We start from the raw sequence: 19794 nt of genomic DNA on the forward strand, positions 1-19794 counted from the left end.
GGTTCGTCGCTTCGCGACGCCCCGGAATGACGGAGCGCGGTCAGACGAAGCCGGCGCGGCCCATCACTTCTTCAGGTCGCTCAGGTTCCAGCAGGTGGTGTCGAGCGCCGCGTTGTCTTTGGTGATCGGGATCAGCGTGGTGTAGATCGAGCCCTTGGTCGAGCCGGCCTTCACGCCCGACGACAGCAGCCATTTGATCATCGCCGCCATGTCGGCGGCCTGGGTCGGCACGTCGTAGCTGACGTCGAGGTCGAACGCGCCGGACTTGACCAGTTCGCAGGCGCCGCGGCGTTCGCCGCCGCCGGAGGTCGCCACGAACACCTTGCCGGCGAGGCCCGCTTCCTTCACCGCCGCCGCGGTGCCGATGTCCATGCCGTCCCAGAAGCCGACGATGCCGCACAGGTCCGGATTCTGCTTCAGCACGGTCTGGGTAATCGCCTTGGCCTTGGCGGCATCCCAGTCCGCGGCCTGGCTCGACACCACCTTGATCTCCGGGTGCTTGGCGAGCACGTTCTCGACGCCCTTGAGCGTATAGGCGGATGCCGCGGCTGACAGCGCACCTTGCACGATGGCGATCTTGTTGGACTTGCCCTCGCAGGCCTTGACCACCGCTTCAGCGTCACGCTCGCCGATCTCGATCCAGTTGGCGCCGACGAACGCCGAAGAACGATAGACCGAGCCCATGTTGATCTGGATGACGTAGATGCCTTCGTTCTCGGCACGCTGCATCAGCTTGGCGTAGGTCTGCACGTCGGGATTGTGGACGATGATCGCCGCCGGCTTCTCCGAGATCAGCGTCGTCACCGCCTGCGCGCCGGCGGAGGTCGACCAGTTCGGATCGCGCACGATCACCTTGACGCCGTAGGGCTCGAGCTCCTTCTTGACGCCGGCGAACCAGCCTTCCGTCAGATCGAAGTTCATCGCCACCGGGACGTAGGCCACCGTCTTGCCGGCGAGCGCGGCCTTGAACGGCGCCTGGAACGGCTCGTCGAGGCCCTGCTGCGCCATCGCCGGCCCGGCGGCGGCCATTGCCGCCAGCGCGGCGCCGCCCAGCATCGCCAGATGTTTAGTCACTCCGGAAACCATAGCAACCTCCCTGTTGTTCGACGGCGCCTTGCCGGCGCGTTGTTCGTTGTCGGTGAAGCAATGATGGCCTGCGCGACGGCGGCGCCTCAGATGTCGCCCTGCTGCGCGGTCTCCTCGTTGCGCGGATTGAGAAACGAATCGGTGATCACCGCGACCAGCAGCACCACGCCCTTGACCAGGTTCTGGCCCGAATAGGACACGTCCATGATGGTCATGCCGTTGAGCATGGTGCCGATCAGCAGCGTGCCGATCACGACGTTGAGCACGCCGCCGCGGCCGCCGGACAGGCCGATGCCGCCGAGCACCACCACCAGGATCACGTCGTAGATCATGGTCGAGTTGAAAATACGCGTCGGCATGCTGTTGACGGACGCCGCCATCACCAGCCCCGCAAAACAGCCGATCAACGCCGCCAGCACATACTGCAGCACGATCAGCGGCCGGGTCGGAATGCCGGTGACCCGCGCGCCGTAGGGATTGTCGCCGAGCGCATAGATATAGGCGCCGAACCGCGTCTGCCGCAGCAGGAACGCGACCACGAGACAGACGATGGCGAACACGATGATCGGCATCGGGATGCCGAGCAAGCGGCCCTGGCCAAGCCGCTCGAAGCCGTCCATGCCGGCGCTCCACTGCACCACGTCGAGCTTGAACAGCGCCGCCTGGCCGAGGCCGGCGAGGAACAGGCCGGTTGCCAGTGTGGTGAACAGCGACGGCACCTCGGCATAGGCGATCAGCCAGCCATTGACCGCGCCGAACACCAGCGACAGCGCCAGCGCCGCGGCGAGCGCGGTGGGCAGCGAAGAGCCGTCCTGCACCATCTGCAGCACGAGGCCGGGAGGAACCGCGAGCGCGGCGATCAGCGAGATGTCGATGCCGCGCCCGATCACCACCAGCGCCATCGCAAGCCCAAGAATGCCGAGCACCGCCACGTTCTGCAGCAGCGTGAACATATTCTGCGTGGTGGCAAATCCGGGAAGGAAGATGGCAAAGGCCAGAAACAGAACGGCAAAAATGCCGAACACAATGCCCTGCTGACTGAGCCGCTTGAGCGCCATCCCCGAACTCTTTTTATATTGTGAGTGGTATCCTCCGATGCATCATCTGTGATTGCAAGTCCTAATCACGCGCTGATCGTTGCGACGGCGCGTCGCGCACATCGTTCATGATCGGCGTGCGCCTGGTGTTCCCTTCAGGACAAACGCAGCAAGCGTGCACAGCACCATCGCGGCGCCTGCGAGCAGAAACGTGTCGCTATAGGCAAGCAGGCGCGCCTCGCGATGCACCAGCATGTCGAGCGCCGCCATCGCTTGCTGGCGCAGCGGTGCGGTCGCCGCGCCATGCAGCGCCGCGAAGCGATCGACATGCAGGCCACTGAACCGGCGCACCAGCGCGATCACCCGCTCCTGCGTCTCCAGGCTGAACGGGTTGACGGCCTCGCCGATGCGCAGCGCGTGCAGCTTCTCGCGCTCGACCACGATCTGGCTCGCGATCGCAATGCCGATGGCGCCGCCGACATTGCGCACCGTGGAGAACAGCCCCGACGCCGAGCCGAGCTGCGCCTTCTCCATGCCCTGCACCGCCATCACCGACAGCGCCACCACCACCAGCGACTGGCCGATGCCACGCACCACCAGCGACGGGATGATGACGTTGCGCCCGGCGTTGCCGTCGAGATGGATGTTCATCAGGCAGCCGGCTGCGACCAGCGCAAAGCCGAGGATGATGACGGCCCGCGGACTGGTGCGTTTCATCAGCGGCGGCGTCATGAACGACATCGCGAACTGCACGAGGCCATAAGGGATCATGGCGAGCCCGATCTCGCGGGCGTTGAAGCCGTGGAGCTCGGCGAAGTAGTTCGGCACCAGGAACACGACGCCGAACACCACGCCGCCGAAGGTGAACTGCATGACGCTTGCGAGGCCGAAATTGGCGCGGCCAAGCAGCCGCAGGTTGATGAACGGCTCGGCGCGCCTGAACTCGATCACCACGAACAGCACCAGGCCGATGGCTGCCACCGCCGACATCTCGACGATGAGGCTGGATGCGAACCAGTCCTTGCGGCCACCCTCCTCCAGCACGATCTGCAGCGCGCTGAGGCCCACCGCCATGGTGAGGATGCCGCCCCAGTCGCCGTTGCGCAGCTTGTCGATCCGCACCGCTTCCGCGTGGATCGACCACGCGATCGCGGCGAGCAGCGCAAGGCCAGGCGGGATCTGCAGATAAAAGATCCAGCGCCAGGAGTAGGCGTCGGTCAGCCAGCCGCCGATCGACGGTCCGGCCGCCTGGGCGACGTTGTTGGCCACCGCAAACAGCGCCATGCCGAGCGGATGCTTCGATGGCGGCAGCTCGGTGACGATGAGCTGGAACGACAGCGGGATCAGCACGCCGCCGAACGCGCCCTGCAGGGCACGCGCCACGATCATGATGTCGATGGTCGGCGCCAGCGAGCACAGCACGGAGAACACCAGGAAGCCGGCGGTGCCGACGATCAGCACCCGCCGCATCGAGAACACCGTCACCAGCCAGCCGGTGAGCGGAATGACGATGATCTCCGCCACGAGGTACGCGGTGGTGATCCACGAGCCCTCCTCGAAGGTCGCGCCGAGCGAGCCGCGGATGTCCGGCAGCGAGGCGTTGGTGACATGGACGTTCATGCCGGCCATGAAGCAGCCGAACACGCCACCGATCACGGCGACCCACGCCCGCAATGACACCGCCGGTTCAGCGGCGGCGCCGGGTGTTGCAGCATCAGCGGCCATGGGACGCATCCCCGCGCGTATCGACATGAGCCACCACCGACAACCCCGGACGCAGCGCGGCGGCGCGGCGCTGGCCGCCATCGAGCGTGATGCGCACCGGCATGCGCTGCACGATCTTGGTGAAGTTGCCGGTGGCGTTGTCGGGCGGCAGCAGCGCGAACTGTGCGCCGGAGGCCGGCGCGAAGCTGTCGACGCGGCCGTGCAGCACTTCGCCGTCGAAGGCGTCGACTTCGAGTGTCACCGCCTGCCCCGCCGCGATGCGGCCGAGCTGGGTCTCCTTGAAGTTCGCCACCACATAGGCGTCGTGCGGCACCACCGCGAGCAGCGGCTGGCCGGGATCGACATACTGGCCGACACGGACGACGCGCTGGCCAATGAGGCCGTCGACCGGCGCGCGCAGCGCCGTGTTGTCGAGATCAATGGACGCGAGCGCCAGCGCCGCCTGCGCCTGCTGCAGCGTGGCACGGGCCTTGTCGCACGCCGCCGCCTTGCCGCGCTGCTCCGCCTCCAGCACCGCGAGGCGCGCCCGCTGCGACGCCAGCGCCGCCTGCGCGCCGCGCAGCGTCGCGGCCGCCTTGGTGTGGTCGGCCTCCGCCGCCTCGAAGCGCTGCTGGCTGCTCACCTGCCGCTCCGAGAGGCTGCGCTGGCGCTCCCACTCCAGCGAGGTACGGCGCAGCTCCGCATCCGCCGCGGCGGCTTCCGCCTCGGCCTGGCCGATCAGGCTGCGCTGCTGGGTGACCTGCGCATCGAGAGTGGCGACCGCCGCGGTCTCGACCGCAATGTCGGCCTCCGCCGCCGCGACGCTTGCCCGCGCCTGATCGACCCGCGCGCGGAACGGCGCGGCGTCGATGTGCGCCAGCACCTCGCCGCGGCGCACCGCCTGGTTGTCCCGCACGTCGACCTCGGCGACGTAGCCGGAGATCCGCGCGCTGACGGTGACGACGTCAGCACGGACATAGGCATTGTCGGTGCTCTCGATGAAGCGCCCGGTCAGCCACCAATTCAGGCCGTAGCCGACGGCGAGAAGCGCGGCGAGGCCACCGCCCAGGCGCGGCAGGAGGCGGCGGGCCATGTGCAGGAGAGGACGCCGGGTCGGCGTGTCGGGGCGGGCGGCATCGAATGTGGCTTCGGTCATGGCAGCTTCGGGCAAAACGGCCAGCCGACGGGCGCGGCCCGCCCGGGACACGGGCAGGCCGCCACGACCGCGGGACGGTGGGTCCCGCGCCATGTTCCGCCGTCCAGCCTGGAGGTTTCACTGGAGAGGCGCGGCGTTGATGATGCGCCGCAACGGAGGCATACCGGAGCCCGCATTGTCATTCGCGCGGCGACCAGCCAATGATCGTCGCGAAATGGACATCGATCGCACCCACGAAGCCTGCCAGCTTGCCCCGCGGCCGCTCGCCGCCATGGCCAGCAGCCACCCCGACGGCGAGATCATTCAGCCGCATCATCACCCGCGCGCGCAGCTGGTGCACGCCATCGCCGGCGTCATGACCATCACCTGTCCGCCCGGCAGCTGGGTGGTGCCGAGCGGGCGCGCGGTCTGGATGCCCGCGGGCATCATCCATGCCATCCGTATCGCCGGCCAGGTGGAGATGCGCACGGTCTTCGTCGCGCCCGACGCACGACCGGAGCTGCCGCGCGACTGCGAGGTGATCGAAGTGTCGCCGCTGCTCCGCGCGCTCGTGGTCGCGGCGACGCGCCTGCCGTTCGACTACGACATCAGCGGCCGCGATGGCCGCATCATGGAGCTGATCCTCGACGAGGTGCAGCTCGCACCGCGGCTTTCCATGCACGTGCCGATGCCGCGCGATGCTCGCCTCGCCAAACTCTGCGACACGATGATCGCCGATCCCGCAGCGCCGGTGACGCTGGACAGCCTCGCGGCGGACCACGCCATGAGCAGCCGCACGCTGGCGCGGCTGTTTCACAAGGAACTCGGGATCAGTTTCGGGGAATGGCGGCGGCGCATGCGGCTGTTGCTGAGCCTGCCGCGGCTCGCCGCCGGCGCCTCGATCCTCGAGGTCGCGCTCGAACACGGCTACCAGAGCCCGAGCGCATTCGCGGCGATGTTCAAGCGCACCTTCGGCATCGCGCCGAGCCATTATCTCGGCGACGACTGACGCGATGCCGAAGGCGTGGCGGCGTCAGCGCCGCTTCGCCGCACTCTTGCGCTCCTCGCGCTCCAGCGCGATCCGGACCTTCTCGAATTCGGGCAGCACCGACTTGTCCACCTTGGGATATTCGAGCTTGAGCCCTTCGAGGGCGCTGACAATGGTCGAGCCGATCACCACACGGGCAAACCATTTGTGGTCGGCCGGCACCACGTGCCATGGCGCCCCCGTGGTCGCGGTATGGGCGATCACGTCCTGGTAGGCGGCCTGGTACTTGGCCCACAGCGCCCGCTCGGACACATCGTCCATCGAGAACTTCCAGCGCTTGCCCGGCTCCTCCAGGCGATCGAGGAAACGCCGGCGCTGCTCCTCCTTCGACACGTTGAGGAAGAACTTCAGGATCAGCACGCCGTTGCGCGACAGGTAGCGCTCATAGGCATTGATGTCCTCGAACCGCTCGCGCCAGATATTCTTGGTGACGAACTGCTTCGGCAGCTTCTGCCTGGCGAGGATGTCCGGATGCACCCGCACGATCAGGCACTCCTCATAGTAGGAGCGGTTGAAGATGCCGATACGGCCGCGTTCGGGCAGCTCCAGCGTCGAGCGCCACAGAAAGTCGTGGCTCAGCTCGCGCGACGACGGCGTCTTGAACGACGCGACGTCGACGCCCTGCGGGTTGACGCCCGAAAACACATGCTCGATGGCGCTGTCCTTGCCGGCCGCATCCATGCCCTGGAAGATCAGCAGCACCGCCCAGCGGCCGTTGGCATAGAGCCGTTCCTGGAAGCCGGCGAGCAGCCCGCGATTGCGCTCGATCAGCTTCTGCGCCGACGCCTTGTCGAGCCCGCCCTTCTCGCCGGCGTTGTGCGAGACGAGGCGAAACGACTGCGACCCGTCGGCGACGAACGGCGCGACGAACGGCTTCAGCTCCTCGGTGAGGGGCCGCGACGCTTTGCGGTTGGCGGCCGCGGACTTCTTCGACTTGGACATGAAGCGCTTGGACATGAACGTGACGACTCCAGCTGGCCCCGGCGGCGGCGGCGAGCGGGGCATGATGCTGCCGCTCGATCACCAGCGCCGACGCGACGGGCGAGTTTCGTGGACGAGCGCGGCGCGGGTCAAGTCCGCATGGACGCGCATGCGCCGCGGGGGCCGGCCGAGGGGCCGCCCGGCCAGCCTCACGCCTGCGCCAGCTGTGCCGCGAGGAATGCAGTGATGAAGCGCGGCATTGCCGGCCTGAAGTCGCCGCTGTCGCGCACGAGGTGAATCGCACTGAGCTCCGGCGTATCCTGGACCGACAGCCAGCCCGTGATCCGCGCCTGCAGCTCAGCCGCCGGCACATCGACGTCGAGCTGGCGCATGAACGCGATCCACTGTTCGGTGCGCACGCAGGTCCAGTCGTCGGCGGCACGATAGTCCGACGGCACGAGGCCGACCTCCTCCTCGACCTCGCGCGCGACACTATGGGCCATGTCGACATGGCCGCCGCGCAGATCGTTGCGATCGGGGGTGCCGGCGGGAAAATAGATCCGTCCCGCGGTCGCGGTGTGCGATGCCATCTCGCCGAGCAGGAAGGCGCCGTCACTGCCGCGCAAGACCCCCATGCCGAAGCCGTTGAACACCTCGCGGTCCGGGCAGCCCCAATGGATCCAGGCGAGAAAGCTTGCGTAATCGACCTCGAAATAAGTGGCGCGGAAGACGTCGTCCTCCTGGCGCGGATGGCGCAGCAGCAGCACCCGGCCATTCCACACCGCGCGGGTTTCCTGCACCCGGGCGAAATGCGCAGCGATCTCTGCCTGCCGTTCGCGGGCGAACGGCCAGTCCCACGGCTCGAACGCGAGATCGAGATGCCGGATGCGCGAGAGCGTCACCTCCGGCGCCTCACTCGCCGCCGTCATTTCGCGGTCGCCGCCTGGGCCGCGAAGCGCCCGTCGAATGTCCGCGCCAGATCGACCTTGGCATCCTTGAGCTCAGGGTCGAACCGCAGCAGCATGTCGAGCGCGTTCGCCATGCCCTCGGGTGGAATGATGCCGGTCCTGGAATACATCGGCGCCGAGGCCTTGACGGACGCGAGATAGAGCGCGCGGTCACCGAGGTAGTACTCCTCGGGCACCGTCCTCGCGACATCCTCCGGCGTCGCGGTGGCGAGCCACTTCAGCGACTTGTAGAACGCGTTGACGATGTGCTGGGTGGTGACCGGATACTTCGCGATGAAGTCGCGCTTGAGATAGACCACCGCGGCGGGATTGTTGCCGCCGAACAGCTTCATGTTGCCTTCTTCGGTGCGGCTGTCGGCCAGCACCTTGATGTCGCCGTCCTGTTCCAGCTTGGTCATCACCGGATCGAGGTTGGAGATCGCATCGAGGTCGCCCTTCTTCATCGCCGCGACTGCGCTCATGCCGGCGCCGACGCCGATGATGGCGACATCGTCGGCCTTCAGGCCCTCGCGCGCGATCAGCGCGTTGACGAAGAAATTGGTGGACGAGCCCGGCGCGGTGACGCCGATCTTCATGCCCTTGAGATCCTTGAACGAGTTGACCCCGGCGGCACGGTCCTTGCGCACGCCGAGCACGATGCCTGGGAAGCGGCCGAGCTCGAGCACCGCGGCGATGTCCTGCCCCTTGGCCTGCATGCGGATGGTGTGCTCATAGGCGCCGGTGACGACATCGGCGGAACCGCCGATCAGCGACTGCAACGCCTTGGCGCCGCCGCCGAAATCGGTGACGGTGACATTGAGCCCCTCCTCCTTGAAGTACCCCAGACGCTCGGTCAGCGTCAGCGGCAGGTAGTACAACAGGTTCTTGCCGCCGACGCCGAGAATCAGGTCCGGCTTCTCGATCGCCTGGGCCGAGGCGAGGGTGGTGAGGCTGGCGAGAACGGAGCACACTGCCGCTGCATACTTGAATGTCGTCATGACCGCTTTCATCGCTTCACCCTCTGAGCGTCTTTTTTGTCATGGCCGGGCTTGTCCCGGCCATCCACGTCTTGCCTAGTGCAAGGTTGTGAAGACGTGGATCACCGGGACAAGCCCGGTGATGACGGCCTTCGATGCGGACCTGCATCGTCCCACACGCTCCGGTCCTCAACAAGGCCTGCGGCACCATCGCGTTCCGCAGTCCTGCCACCCTTCATCCCTGCCGGTCGCCGGCACGCGGGCGCCAGATCAGCAGGCGGTGCTCGACCCGGCTGACCAGGGTATCGATCAGCACCACGAACAGCGCCAGCACGATCATGCCGGCGAACACGCCGGCGACATCGAACACGCCTTCCGCCTGCTGGATCAGGTAGCCGAGGCCGGCGGAGGCGCCGAGATACTCGCCGACCACCGCGCCGACCACGGCAAAGCCCACCGAGGTATGCAGCGAGGAGAACATCCACGACAGCGCCGACGGCCAGTAGACATGGCGGAGCAGCTGGCGCTCGCTCATGCCGAGCATGCGGGCGTTGTCGACCAGCGTGGTGCTGGCCTCCTTGACGCCCTGGTAGACGTTGAAGAACACCACGAAGAACACGAGTGTAATGCCGAGCGCGACCTTGGACCAGATGCCGAGGCCGAGCCACAGCGCGAAGATCGGCGCCAGCACGACGCGCGGCAGCGCATTCATCATCTTCACATAGGGATCGAACACGGCAGCCACCGTCTGCTGCCGGGCAAACCAGAAGCCGACCAGGGCGCCGGCCAGCGAGCCGATGACGAAGGCCAGCATCGATTCGATCAGCGTCACCACGAGGTGGCGCCAGATGGTGCCCTCCACCACCCATTTGACGATGCGCTCGGCGACCTTGCCGGGGGTGGAGAAGAAGAACGGCGGCAGCACGATGGAGCCGAACATCGGCACCGTGGTGAGCAGCTGCCACAGGCCGATGGCGACGACGGCGACGAGGATCTGCAGCGCCAGCAGGGTGAAGCGGTTGATCTTCATGATGCGGCCTGCTGATAGCTCTTCACCACCTCGGCCTTGAGCACGCCCCAGATCTCGCGGTGCAGATCATGGAATTCCTTCTCCAGCCGAATCTCGAAAATGTCGCGCGGACGCGGCAGCGTCACCCTCCAGTCGCCGATGATGCGCGAGCCGGGACCCGCCGACATGATCACGACGCGGTCGGCGAGCGCGATCGCCTCCTCGAGGTCGTGGGTGACGAACAGCACCGCCTTGCGCGCCGCGCTCCACAGCTCCAGCAGGAGGTTGCCCATGATCTGGCGGGTCTGGGCGTCGAGCGGCCCGAACGGCTCGTCCATCAGCAGGATCCGCGGATCGCGAATCAGCATCTGCGCCAGCCCGACCCGCTTGCGCTGGCCGCCGGACAGCATGTGCGGATAGCGCTGGGCGAAGCCGGCGAGGCCGACGGACGCCAGCCATCTCCGCGCCGCCTCACGCGCCGCCGCATGCGGGGTGCCGGCGATGTCGAGGCCGATGGCGACGTTCTCGAGTGCGGTCTTCCAGGGAAACAGTGCATCGGCCTGAAACAGGTAGCCGGCCTGGCGGTTGAGGCCTGCCAGCGGCTGTCCAAAAATCTCGACGCGACCGGCGGCAGGCGCCAGCAGGCCGGCGGCGACATTGAGCAGGGTCGACTTGCCGCAGCCGGTCGGACCGACGATGGCGACGAACTCGCCGGCGGCGACCGAAAGGCTGGCGGCTTCCACCGCGGTGTAGGTGCGCCCGCCAGCGAGGCGGAACGCGACGGTCGCGTCCGTCAGCGCCACTGCGGGCGCTGTGCCCCCTGTCTCCACGTCTGTCCTCCCCGAATCCTTGCCGCGACCGGCGGCCGCGGATGCAAATCGGCGGGCAAAATCCCCCGGACAGCGCCAAGATGCAAGGGGGCTCGCGCGGCATCCATCCCCTTGCGTCCATTCGGCGTCCCCTTGGTCCGCTGCGCTCGCTGTGGCAGCATCGTCGCCATGAGCGATCCCGCACCCGCCCTCGCCTATGATGCCGTCTGCAAGCGCTTTGGCCCCGTGGCGGCGGTCGATGGCGTCTCGCTGCGGGTGGCGACCGGCGAATTCCTCGCCATTGTCGGCGGCTCCGGCTCGGGCAAGACCACGCTGCTGCGGCTTGCCAACCGCCTGATCGATGCGGACGGCGGCTCGGTACGCGTCTTCGGCGACGACGTTCTCAAACTCGACCCGATCGCGCTGCGCCGGCGCATCGGCTATGTGTTCCAGAGCGGCGCGCTGTTTCCGCACATGAGCGTCGCCGGCAACATCGGCATCACCCCGCGCCTCGTCGGCACGCCCGCGCCCGCGATCGCCGCGCGGGTGGACGAACTGATCGACCTGGTGCGGCTCGACCGTGCCCGCCATCGTGATGCCCTTCCGCACCAACTCTCCGGCGGCGAGCGGCAGCGCGTCGGAGTTGCCCGCGCGCTGGCGGCACAGCCGCAGATGATGCTGCTGGACGAGCCGTTCGGCGCCCTCGATCCGCTCACCCGCGACGCACTCGGCGACGACTACCGGCAATTGCACCGCGACCTTGCCCTCACCACGGTGATGATTACCCATGACATTGCCGAGGCGGTGCTGCTCGCCGACCGCATTGCGGTAATGCGCGGCGGCCGACTGCTGGCGCAGGGCAGCGCAGCGGATCTCGCCGCCAGCGACGACGCCTACGTGCGCGCGCTGCTGCGCACGCCGCGCCGCCAGGCCGAGCGCCTGCGCGACCTGTTGCCGCCGCTCGCGAGCACCGCGCCGTGATGTTCGCCGATCCCCGCTGGCAGGAGGCGCTCGCCCGGCTGCCCGACTATCTCGGTGGCCATGTCCGGGTCAGTCTCACCGCGCTCGTGCTCGGCCTTGTGGTGAGCTTTCCGCTGGCGCTGGCGGCGCGCCGGCGGCCGGTGTGGCGCGGCGCGCTGCTCGGCGTCGCCAGCGTGGTGCAGACCGTGCCGGGGCTTGCCCTGCTGGCGCTGTTCTACCCGCTGTTGCTGGCGCTCGCGGCGCTGTCGGCGCACTGGCTGGGCGCCAGCTTCTCGGCACTTGGCTTCCTGCCGGCGGTGCTGGCGCTCGCGCTCTACAGCATGCTGCCGGTGCTGCGCAACACCATCACCGGCCTCGACGGCATCGATCCGTCGCTGCGCGAGGCCGCCGATGGCGTCGGCATGACGCCGTGGCAGGCCCTGACGCTGGTGGAGCTGCCGCTGGCGCTGCCGGTGATCATGGCCGGCATCCGCACCGCCGCGGTGTGGGTGATCGGCACCGCGACGCTGTCGACGCCGATCGGCCAGACAAGCCTTGGCAACTACATCTTCTCCGGGCTGCAGACCCAGAATTGGGTGTTCGTGCTGTTCGGCTGTGCCGCCGCCGCCGTGCTGGCGCTGCTGGTCGACCAGTTGCTGGCGCTGATGGAGAATGGCGTGCGCACCCGCCGCCGCGGCCGCATCGCCGCCGGCGCCCTCGGCATCGCCGCGCTGATCGCCGCGACGCTGACGCCGGCGCTGACCCGCGCGGCGCCGGCCTATGTGGTCGGCGCCAAGACCTTCACCGAGCAGTATGTGCTGTCGGCACTGATGGCCCAGCGGCTGCAGGCCGCCGGGCTTTCGGCCAGCACCCGCGAGGGGCTCGGCTCCAACGTCATCTTCGCGGCGCTCGCAAGCGGCGATATCGACGTCTACGTCGATTATTCCGGAACGCTGTGGACCACACTGCTGCGCCACACGGATATTCCCCCGCGCGCGCAGTTGCTCGCCGATCTCAAGAGCGAGCTCGCCGCCCGATCCCATGTCACGCTGGCCGGGCCCCTCGGCTTCGAGAACGCCTATGCCGTGGTGATGCCGCGCGCCCGCGCGCAGGCGCTCGGCATCCGCAGCATCGCCGACCTCGCGCGCCATGCGGCGGCGCTGTCGATCGCCGGCGACTACGAGTTCTTCTCGCGGCCGGAATGGACGGCGCTGCAGAAGGCCTATGGCCTCGCCTTCCGCGCCCAGCGCCAGATGCAGCCGGACTTCATGTATGCGGCGGTCGCAAACGGCGACGTCGACGTCATCGCCGGCTACACCAGCGACGGTCTGATCGCAAAATACGACCTCGTGGTCCTCGACGATCCCCGGCAGGCGATCCCGCCCTATGACGCCGTCGTGCTGCTGTCGCCGAAACGGGCCAACGATGTAGCGCTGATAACAGCGCTGCAGCCGCTGCTCGGCCGCATCGACATCGCCACCATGCGCGAGGCCAACCTGCGCGCCGCCGCCGGCGACGGCGACCGCTCGGCGAGCGGCGTCGCCCGCTGGCTGTGGCAGCGGATATCGTCCAACGCCAGTCAATAGAGGGCCTCGCATGACCACCGCCGATACCACCATCGTCTCCCGCATCAACCCGCCCGAACTCGGCACGCCGCCAGGCTACTCGCAGGTGGTCGAGGTGCGCGCCAGCCGCCTGGTGTTCATCGCCGGACAGACCGCGCTCGATGCGGCGGGCGAGATCGTCGGCCGCGGCGACATCGCCGCTCAGGCGGCGCAGGTCTTCCACAATCTGGAGATCGCCTTGCGCGCGGCCGGCTGCACCGCCGCCGACCTCGTCAAGCTGACCGTATTCCTGCGCGACATGACGCACCTCGCCGCCTATCGCGAGGCCCGCAACCGCTTCTTCGCCACCGTGACGCCGCCCGCGGCACCGGCGGTGACACTGGTGGAGGTGTCGCGCCTCTATGGTCCGGACTTTCTCATCGAGATCGAGGCCATCGCTGCAGGCGCCTGATACCGCCGGCCGGATTCATCGATGCCGAACCTGCACCGCGCCATCAACCGGGTCGCGCACAGGTTGCGCGCACGAACGCCGCAGCAGCCAAACGTGTGTTTCCGGCGGCTTTGTTAACCACGCCCCGGCCGGCGCGTCAGGACTTTACCGGATCGCAACCGTACCCCCGTCAGGTGGCGGACAGCCATCACGGCTGCTGACGGATCGATTTCGATGTCGCACGACACTGCCTTGCGTGAGTTCACTTCCGACCTGTCCTACCGGCTGCTGGTGGAGAGCGTCTCCGACTACGCCATCTACATGCTGCATCCCGACGGCACGGTGGCCAACTGGAACGCCGGCGCCGAGCGCGCCAAGGGCTATGTCGCGTCCGACATCGTCGGGCGCCATTTCTCGGTGTTCTACACCGCCGAGGAGCGCGCCGCCGGAAGGCCTGCCCACGGGCTTGCGACCGCGCACGCCGAAGGCCGGTTCGAGGCCAGGGGCTGGCGGCTGCGCAAGGACGGCAGCCGGTTCTGGGCCCATGTGGTGATCGAGCCGGTCCATCGCGCCGACGGCAGCTTGCTCGGCTTCGCCAAGATCACGCGCGACTGCACCGAGCAGAAGCGAATGGAAGATGCCATCCGGCAGAGCGAGCGGCGCTTCCGCCTGCTGGTCGAAGGCATCACCGACTATGCGATCTATATGCTCGACACCGACGGCACGATAGCCAACTGGAACGCCGGCGCCGAGCGCGCCAAGGGTTATACGGCCGAAGAAATCGTCGGACAGCATTACTCGGTGTTCTACAGTGCCGAGGAGCGCGCTGCCGGTGAGCCCGCCAGGAACCTGAACACCGCGCTCACCGCCGGAAAATTCGAGGCCGAAGGCTGGCGACTGCGCAAGGACGGCTCGCGATTTTGGGCTCATGTGGTGATCGACCCGATCTACCAGGAGGACGGCGAGCTGCTCGGCTTCGCCAAGATCACGCGCGACCGCACCGAGCACAACCGCAGCGCCGAGAAGATCGCCTACATGGCGCGGCATGATGTGCTCGCAGGCCTGCCGAACCGCGCGCGCTTCATCGAGAAGCTGGACGCCGCGCTCGTCGCGGCGAGCGGCAACACCCGCGTTGCGGTCGTCAACATCGACCTCGACCGCTTCAAGGAAATCAACGATACCTACGGCCACGCCACCGGCGACAAGCTGCTGCAGGTCCTGTCGGCGCGGATGAGCGAGGCGATATCCGACGGCGAGATGATCGGCCGCTTCGGCGGTGATGAGTTCGTCGCGACCAAATCCTTTGAATCCGACACCGCCCTGCGCGGCTTCGTTGCTCGGCTGCAGAAGGCGCTCACCGCGGCGGTCTCGATCGATCACACCGATTTCGTGCCCGGCGCGAGCCTCGGCGTCTCGGTCTATCCCGCCGATGCCACTGATCGCGACAAGCTGCTCAACAACGCCGACCTCGCCATGTACCGCGCCAAGGAGAGCCTGGACGAAAAGATCTGCTTCTACGAGGCCGAGATGGACGAGGCGGCGCGGGCGCGCCGCGCCATGGCGCGCGATATCTGGACGGCGCTGGAGAACAACCAGTTCTTCCTGCATTACCAGACCCAGCGCACGATCGAGACCGACGCCATCACCGGCTATGAAGCTCTGCTGCGCTGGAATCATCCGGTCCACGGCATGGTGTCGCCGGCTGTATTCATCCCGATCGCCGAAGAATGCGGCGCGATCTGCGCCCTCGGCGACTGGGTGCTGGAAACCGCCTGCCGCGAGGCCACCGAATGGCAGCTGACGCAGAAGGTCGCGGTCAACCTGTCGCCGCTGCAACTCGCCCATGTCGGCTTTGTCGATACCGTGCGGGCGACCCTGCTGAAAACCGGGCTGCCGGCGCACCGGCTGGAACTCGAGGTCACCGAATCGGCGGTGATCGCCGATAAGGTCCGGGCGCTGCATATCTTGCGGCAGCTGCGCGCGATGGGCATCGGCATCGCGCTCGACGATTTCGGCACCGGATACTCTTCACTCGAGACCCTGCGCGCCTTCCCGTTCGACCGCATCAAGCTCGACCGCAGCTTCATCAGCGAATTGGAGACCAACCGTCAGGCCAAGGCATTTGTCCGCGCGATCCTGGCGCTCGGCAACAGCCTGGACGTCACGGTACTGGCGGAGGGCGTGGAGACCTCCGACCAGATGGCGATACTCGCCGAAGAGGGCTGCAACGAGGTGCAGGGCTTCCTGTTCGGTCGACCGACCACGCTGGAGGACCTGCATGCGGCTGCGGAGCAGCCGACGGCGGCCCGGGCCGTGGCCTGACGCCGCGGGCTCACGACAGCGTCGGCAGCACCTTGCGCATCTGCACGCAACCATCGGCATGGCTGGCGAGCTCGGCCTTGCTCCAGACGAAGCGCTCCCACCCCATCTTGTCATAATAGCCGACCGCCTCCGGCGCGGCGTTGACATAGAGCGTGCCGACGCCGCGGCCGCGGGCGAAATCCTCGACCCGGGCGGACAGCACGCGGCCGTGACCATGGCGCTGCCGCTCGGCGGCGATCGCCACCAGCCGCACCGCACCCGTGCCGTCGCCGAAATCATCGAGCCGCGTGGTGCCGATGGCGCGCCCGTTCCAGGTCAGCAGCAGCGGATGGTGTGCCGGATGGTATTCATCGACGTGACGGTCGTCGTAGCCACGCCGCCCCTTCGCCTCCCATAGCACCATGCGGCGCAACGCATGATAGTCCCGCCAGTCGGCGTCGGTCGTCACCTTGCGAAGGATGTGGATCATGGCGTCACCTGACCGCTACACTTCCGAATCAGCTTACATGCCGAAACGGTCGCGCCGATGACAGATCAACGAATCCGCGCCCCTGTGCTCGCCGAGCGCCGCTTTGCGGCACGGCGCGACGAATTCGCCGGCCTCGACCTCGCCGAACGCTTCGCGCTGATCCATCGCACCAACCTGTGGGGCGCGGCGCAGTCGACGTCCGGCGTCGGCTCGGAGCTCGATGCCACCGCGCGGCTGCGGCACGAGCTGCCAGTGTTGCTGCACTCGCTCGGTATCCGCACCCTGCTCGACCTGCCCTGCGGCGATTTCGGCTGGATGTCCAACACCACGCTCGGCGACATCCGCTATCTCGGCGCCGACATCGTGCCCGCGATCATTGCGGCAAACACCGCGGCTTACGGACAGCTTGGCCGCGTCGATTTCATCACGCGCGATCTCGTCACCGACGACCTGCCCGCAGCCGACCTGATCCTGTGCCGCGATTGCCTCGTCCATTTGTCATTTGACAACATCGGCCGGGCCATCGCCAACATGCAGCGCTCGGGCGCGCGCTGGCTGCTGGCGACGACGTTTGTCGAGCTGACCGCCAACCGCGACATCGAGGATGGCGACTGGCGCGCCCTCAACTTCACGCAGGCGCCGTTTCACTTCCCGCCGCCCGAGGCCGTGCTGGTCGAGGGCTGCACCGAGGCCGGCGGCGACTATGCCGACAAGGCACTGGGGTTGTGGCAGCTCGCCAAGCTGCCGGCGATCATCACCGCGCACGGCGCGACCATGTCCTAGTATTGTCTGACGCGGTTTCTTCACGCGGAACTGTGCCCGCCCTGGATCAAGTCCGGGGCATGCTTCGCTCGAAGACGCTTCTAGATCTCGTCCAGCATGTCTCGCCAGAACCGCAGCAGGCGCGCATGCCGCTCGCGCGCCAGCTCGGCGCCGGTCGCGGTCTGGAAGCCGGACGCCAGCTGCAGCAGCTTGGTCTGGAAATGATCGAGCGCAAAACGCCGGTCGTCGAGCGGCCGGCCGCGGCCCTGCGGATCGGCCGGATCGTAGAGACTGCGGCCGAGCCGGCCGGCGACATAGAAGCAGCGGGCGACACCGACCGCGCCGATGGCGTCAAGCCGGTCGGCATCCTGCAGGATGCGCGCCTCCAGCGTCTGCGGCCGAATGCCGGCCGAGAAGCTGTGCGCCGCGATGGCATGCGCCACCGCCTCGATCCGCGCATCCGGCCAGCCTTCTGCGGCGAGACGTCTGCGCGCCGCGTCCGCCGCAAGCCGCGACGCCAGCGCCCGTTGCGGCGAATTCTTCTCCACCGTGACGGCGTCGTGCAGCAGCACCGCAGCCGCCAGCAGCTCGCTGTCACCGCCCTCGCCGGCCTGGATGACCCGGACATTCTTCCAGACCCGTAGCAGGTGCGCGACGTCATGCGCACCGTCGCCATTGCACGCCGCCTGCGGCAGCAGCCGCATCGCCAAACCGTCAAACGGCGCGAAGGCGCGCGCAGCGATAAGACATGAATTGTTGTTGTCAGACATATTTGGAAACAATTTAGGGAGATCATCATGTGGCCACGACGGCCCCGAAACCACCGCGCCTCCGCGGCGGTGCCTGCTGCTATTTGACAGCGATGACGGCGGCGCAGAAATCGGCGCTGGAGGCCGTCGAGGTCGCCGCGGGCCTCGCGCCCGCGACCGGAGCTCCCGGCAGCGCCGCAGGTTTCGACGGCGGGCCCTTGCTTCCCCTCACGGCGCCTGTCGCCATCGAGTTGCTCGACACGGTCGCCGGCGCCGGATCGACATAGCGCGTCCAGGTCTCGCCGCCGCACAGCATGCCGAACGCGACGCAGCCCTTGATTTCCAGTGTCGTCGGCGTGAGCACGCGAATGCTGGCGGTATAGGTCTTGCCGTTTTCGGAGTCATAGACCTGGCCGTCCCAGCGGTCGGCCTTGCCCGGCGCCGGCTTCATGTCGAGCAGGATCGGAGCACCGAGCGTGGGGCGCGCGCGCTTGGCCGGATCCGGATTATGGATATCGAGACCGCCGGGCTCTTTCTCCCAGACCGTGGCGCCCCACAGATGACCGCTGCAGTCCACGATCCTGATGCGCGCGAGACCGTGCTCATCCAGCCATTCGCCTTGAGGATCGGCCGCCAACGCGGCGCATGGGAGGAGGAGCGAAAGTCCGGCAAAAATCAATTGTCGCATCAGCCGTTCCAAATCAACACATCCCCGCGCCATTGAAGCGTGCTGCCTGCCGTGATGCAAGCCCGCCATGCAATGGAGGGGGAGCGGAACCGGGGAGCCTCTGCGCCGCGGCGGATGGCGGCGCCACTTTTGCCGCATATTCAGGCAAATTCCGGAACGCCGACATCGGCGCGACGTCGATACCCCGCCGGATGTGCGGCATCGCAGCGGTTTCGCCGGCAATCAAATCGCTGTAAACGACGGCCAGCCCTCCCCCGAGCTCAACGGATTGCCGTGCCCAGCCGCGTAGACCTCTCAAGCATTGAAGCCGTCATCTTCGACATGGACGGCCTGTTGTTCGACACGGAACCGCTGATCAAGACCGCCAAGCTCGGCGCGCTGCGCGCGCTCGGGTTCGAGCTGCCGGATGCGTTCTACAATGCCATGATCGGCGTGCCGGGCCCCGAATGCGACATCCGCATCCAGACCCATTTCGGCCCAACCTTCCCGATGGACGACTATCTCAGCGCGTACCGCAGCGACTGGACGCGGCTGATCGCGGCCGGCGTGCCGCTGAAGGCCGGCGCCGCGGACATCATCAGGCACTTCCATGGCCTCGACATGCCGATCGGCCTTGCGACTTCCTCCGGTCGCGAAGCGGCAAGCCATCACCTGCACACCGCCGAACTGCACCACTACTTCCGCGCGGTCGTCACCCGCAACGACGTCAGCCGCGGCAAGCCGCATCCCGATCTCTACCTCAAGGCCGCCGAGCTGATCGGCGTCGCGCCGGAGCGCAGCCTCGCGCTGGAAGATTCTCACAACGGCATCCGCGCCGCCCATGCCGCAGGCTGCCACCCGATCATGGTGCCGGACCTGCTGGCGGCGACCGAGGAGATGCACAGTCTGTGCGTTCATGTCGCGCGCGACCTGCATGACGTGCGCAGGATGTTTCTGCCGGCGCCCTGACACATCTTCAGCGTCATTACCGGGCCGACGCCAACGGGTCCGCGCGAAGCGCGGCCCGATGACAGGCTCCGCGTCGAGAAAGCTGGATTGCCGGATCAAGTGTTCAGTCCGGGGACATGGCCGACACCCGTTCGGAGACATCACCGACACTTTTTGAGCCCGTCAAGTCGATGGTGGCGACCTGATGGGCAGCGAAGAACACGCCGTATTGCCCGTCAGCCGCGATCG

At 67.5% G+C, this 19794-nt stretch carries 19 protein-coding genes and 1 pseudogene; 7 read left to right on the forward strand and 13 right to left on the reverse strand.

What is annotated here, in order from left to right; translation table 11 throughout:
* Nucleotides 1-63: 63 nt before the first annotated feature.
* The 4 genes from AB4Z37_RS09455 to AB4Z37_RS09470 all read right to left on the reverse strand — a co-directional run bounded on the left by AB4Z37_RS09455 (nucleotide 64) and on the right by AB4Z37_RS09470 (nucleotide 4983).
* Nucleotides 64-1056 carry a sugar ABC transporter substrate-binding protein gene (locus tag AB4Z37_RS09455; protein ID WP_441516482.1) on the reverse strand — a complete coding sequence of 331 codons (993 nt, stop codon included), beginning with the start codon at nucleotides 1054-1056 and terminating at the stop codon, nucleotides 64-66.
* 116 nt (nucleotides 1057-1172) lie between these two features.
* On the reverse strand, nucleotides 1173-2144 hold the full coding sequence (locus AB4Z37_RS09460) for an ABC transporter permease (RefSeq protein WP_441516453.1): 972 nt from the start codon (nucleotides 2142-2144) through the stop codon (nucleotides 1173-1175).
* 105 nt (nucleotides 2145-2249) lie between these two features.
* Nucleotides 2250-3848: a DHA2 family efflux MFS transporter permease subunit gene (locus tag AB4Z37_RS09465; protein ID WP_441516454.1), complete on the reverse strand. Its 1599-nt coding sequence runs from the start codon at nucleotides 3846-3848 to the stop codon at nucleotides 2250-2252.
* Nucleotides 3838-4983, reverse strand: coding sequence for an HlyD family secretion protein (locus AB4Z37_RS09470; RefSeq protein ID WP_441516455.1), 1146 nt, complete (start codon nucleotides 4981-4983; stop codon nucleotides 3838-3840). Before AB4Z37_RS09470 ends, AB4Z37_RS09465 begins: the two co-directional genes overlap by 11 nt.
* A gap of 214 nt (nucleotides 4984-5197) precedes the next feature.
* Between AB4Z37_RS09470 and AB4Z37_RS09475 the strand changes: the two genes are divergently transcribed.
* Nucleotides 5198-5971 (forward strand): AraC family transcriptional regulator, encoded by a 774-nt coding sequence (locus AB4Z37_RS09475; protein ID WP_441516456.1) that lies wholly within the window; start codon nucleotides 5198-5200, stop codon nucleotides 5969-5971.
* A gap of 24 nt (nucleotides 5972-5995) precedes the next feature.
* Here the strand turns inward: AB4Z37_RS09475 and AB4Z37_RS09480 are convergent, their stop codons facing one another.
* The 5 genes from AB4Z37_RS09480 to AB4Z37_RS09500 form a co-directional block, all read right to left on the reverse strand.
* Nucleotides 5996-6967, reverse strand: a complete 972-nt coding sequence (locus AB4Z37_RS09480; protein WP_441516457.1) for a polyphosphate kinase 2 family protein — start codon at nucleotides 6965-6967, stop codon at nucleotides 5996-5998.
* Between the two features lie 173 nt (nucleotides 6968-7140).
* Nucleotides 7141-7860 carry an NUDIX hydrolase gene (locus tag AB4Z37_RS09485; protein ID WP_441516458.1) on the reverse strand — a complete coding sequence of 240 codons (720 nt, stop codon included), beginning with the start codon at nucleotides 7858-7860 and terminating at the stop codon, nucleotides 7141-7143.
* A complete protein-coding gene (locus AB4Z37_RS09490) occupies nucleotides 7857-8876 on the reverse strand; it encodes an ABC transporter substrate-binding protein (RefSeq protein ID WP_441516459.1) in 1020 nt (339 codons plus the stop codon). The genes AB4Z37_RS09485 and AB4Z37_RS09490 overlap by 4 nt, the downstream gene beginning before the upstream one ends.
* 214 nt (nucleotides 8877-9090) lie before the next feature.
* On the reverse strand, nucleotides 9091-9879 hold the full coding sequence (locus tag AB4Z37_RS09495) for an ABC transporter permease (protein WP_441516483.1): 789 nt from the start codon (nucleotides 9877-9879) through the stop codon (nucleotides 9091-9093).
* Between the two features lie 2 nt (nucleotides 9880-9881).
* The gene (locus tag AB4Z37_RS09500; protein ID WP_441516460.1) at nucleotides 9882-10694 is read right to left on the reverse strand and encodes an ABC transporter ATP-binding protein; all 813 of its coding nucleotides are present in this window, start codon (nucleotides 10692-10694) and stop codon (nucleotides 9882-9884) included.
* A gap of 168 nt (nucleotides 10695-10862) precedes the next feature.
* Here AB4Z37_RS09500 and AB4Z37_RS09505 point away from each other — a divergent pair, with 168 nt between their 5' ends.
* The 4 genes from AB4Z37_RS09505 (at nucleotide 10863) to AB4Z37_RS09520 (ending at nucleotide 15950) form a co-directional block, all read left to right on the forward strand.
* Nucleotides 10863-11654 carry an ATP-binding cassette domain-containing protein gene (locus tag AB4Z37_RS09505; protein ID WP_441516461.1) on the forward strand — a complete coding sequence of 264 codons (792 nt, stop codon included), beginning with the start codon at nucleotides 10863-10865 and terminating at the stop codon, nucleotides 11652-11654.
* A complete protein-coding gene (locus tag AB4Z37_RS09510; protein WP_441516462.1) occupies nucleotides 11654-13219 on the forward strand; it encodes an ABC transporter permease/substrate-binding protein in 1566 nt (521 codons plus the stop codon). Before AB4Z37_RS09505 ends, AB4Z37_RS09510 begins: the two co-directional genes overlap by 1 nt.
* A gap of 10 nt (nucleotides 13220-13229) precedes the next feature.
* Nucleotides 13230-13649, forward strand: a complete 420-nt coding sequence (locus AB4Z37_RS09515; protein ID WP_441516463.1) for a RidA family protein — start codon at nucleotides 13230-13232, stop codon at nucleotides 13647-13649.
* Nucleotides 13650-13862: 213 nt separating this feature from the next.
* Entirely contained in the window at nucleotides 13863-15950 is a 2088-nt protein-coding gene (locus AB4Z37_RS09520; protein ID WP_441516464.1) for a putative bifunctional diguanylate cyclase/phosphodiesterase, read from the forward strand.
* A 10-nt stretch (nucleotides 15951-15960) separates the two neighbouring features.
* On the opposite strand, the gene AB4Z37_RS09525 is transcribed toward AB4Z37_RS09520, so the two are convergent.
* The gene (locus AB4Z37_RS09525; RefSeq protein WP_441516465.1) at nucleotides 15961-16419 is read right to left on the reverse strand and encodes a GNAT family N-acetyltransferase; all 459 of its coding nucleotides are present in this window, start codon (nucleotides 16417-16419) and stop codon (nucleotides 15961-15963) included.
* A gap of 57 nt (nucleotides 16420-16476) precedes the next feature.
* Between AB4Z37_RS09525 and AB4Z37_RS09530 the strand changes: the two genes are divergently transcribed.
* Nucleotides 16477-17202, forward strand: coding sequence for a class I SAM-dependent methyltransferase (locus AB4Z37_RS09530; RefSeq protein ID WP_441516466.1), 726 nt, complete (start codon nucleotides 16477-16479; stop codon nucleotides 17200-17202).
* Nucleotides 17203-17282: 80 nt separating this feature from the next.
* On the opposite strand, the gene AB4Z37_RS09535 is transcribed toward AB4Z37_RS09530, so the two are convergent.
* Complete coding sequence (locus AB4Z37_RS09535) at nucleotides 17283-17951, reverse strand: HD domain-containing protein (protein ID WP_441516467.1); 669 nt, start codon at nucleotides 17949-17951, stop codon at nucleotides 17283-17285.
* 79 nt (nucleotides 17952-18030) lie between these two features.
* Nucleotides 18031-18687 carry a DUF2147 domain-containing protein gene (locus AB4Z37_RS09540; RefSeq protein WP_441516468.1) on the reverse strand — a complete coding sequence of 219 codons (657 nt, stop codon included), beginning with the start codon at nucleotides 18685-18687 and terminating at the stop codon, nucleotides 18031-18033.
* A 45-nt stretch (nucleotides 18688-18732) separates the two neighbouring features.
* Between AB4Z37_RS09540 and AB4Z37_RS09545 the strand changes: the two genes are divergently transcribed.
* A complete protein-coding gene (locus tag AB4Z37_RS09545; RefSeq protein WP_441516484.1) occupies nucleotides 18733-19566 on the forward strand; it encodes an HAD family hydrolase in 834 nt (277 codons plus the stop codon).
* Between the two features lie 103 nt (nucleotides 19567-19669).
* Here the strand turns inward: AB4Z37_RS09545 and AB4Z37_RS09550 are convergent.
* Nucleotides 19670-19794, reverse strand: a pseudogene (locus tag AB4Z37_RS09550) (IS481 family transposase); the annotation flags it as partial.

Source organism: Bradyrhizobium sp. 2TAF24 (assembly GCF_052115025.1).
Taxonomy (GTDB): Bacteria; Pseudomonadota; Alphaproteobacteria; order Rhizobiales; family Xanthobacteraceae; genus Bradyrhizobium_A.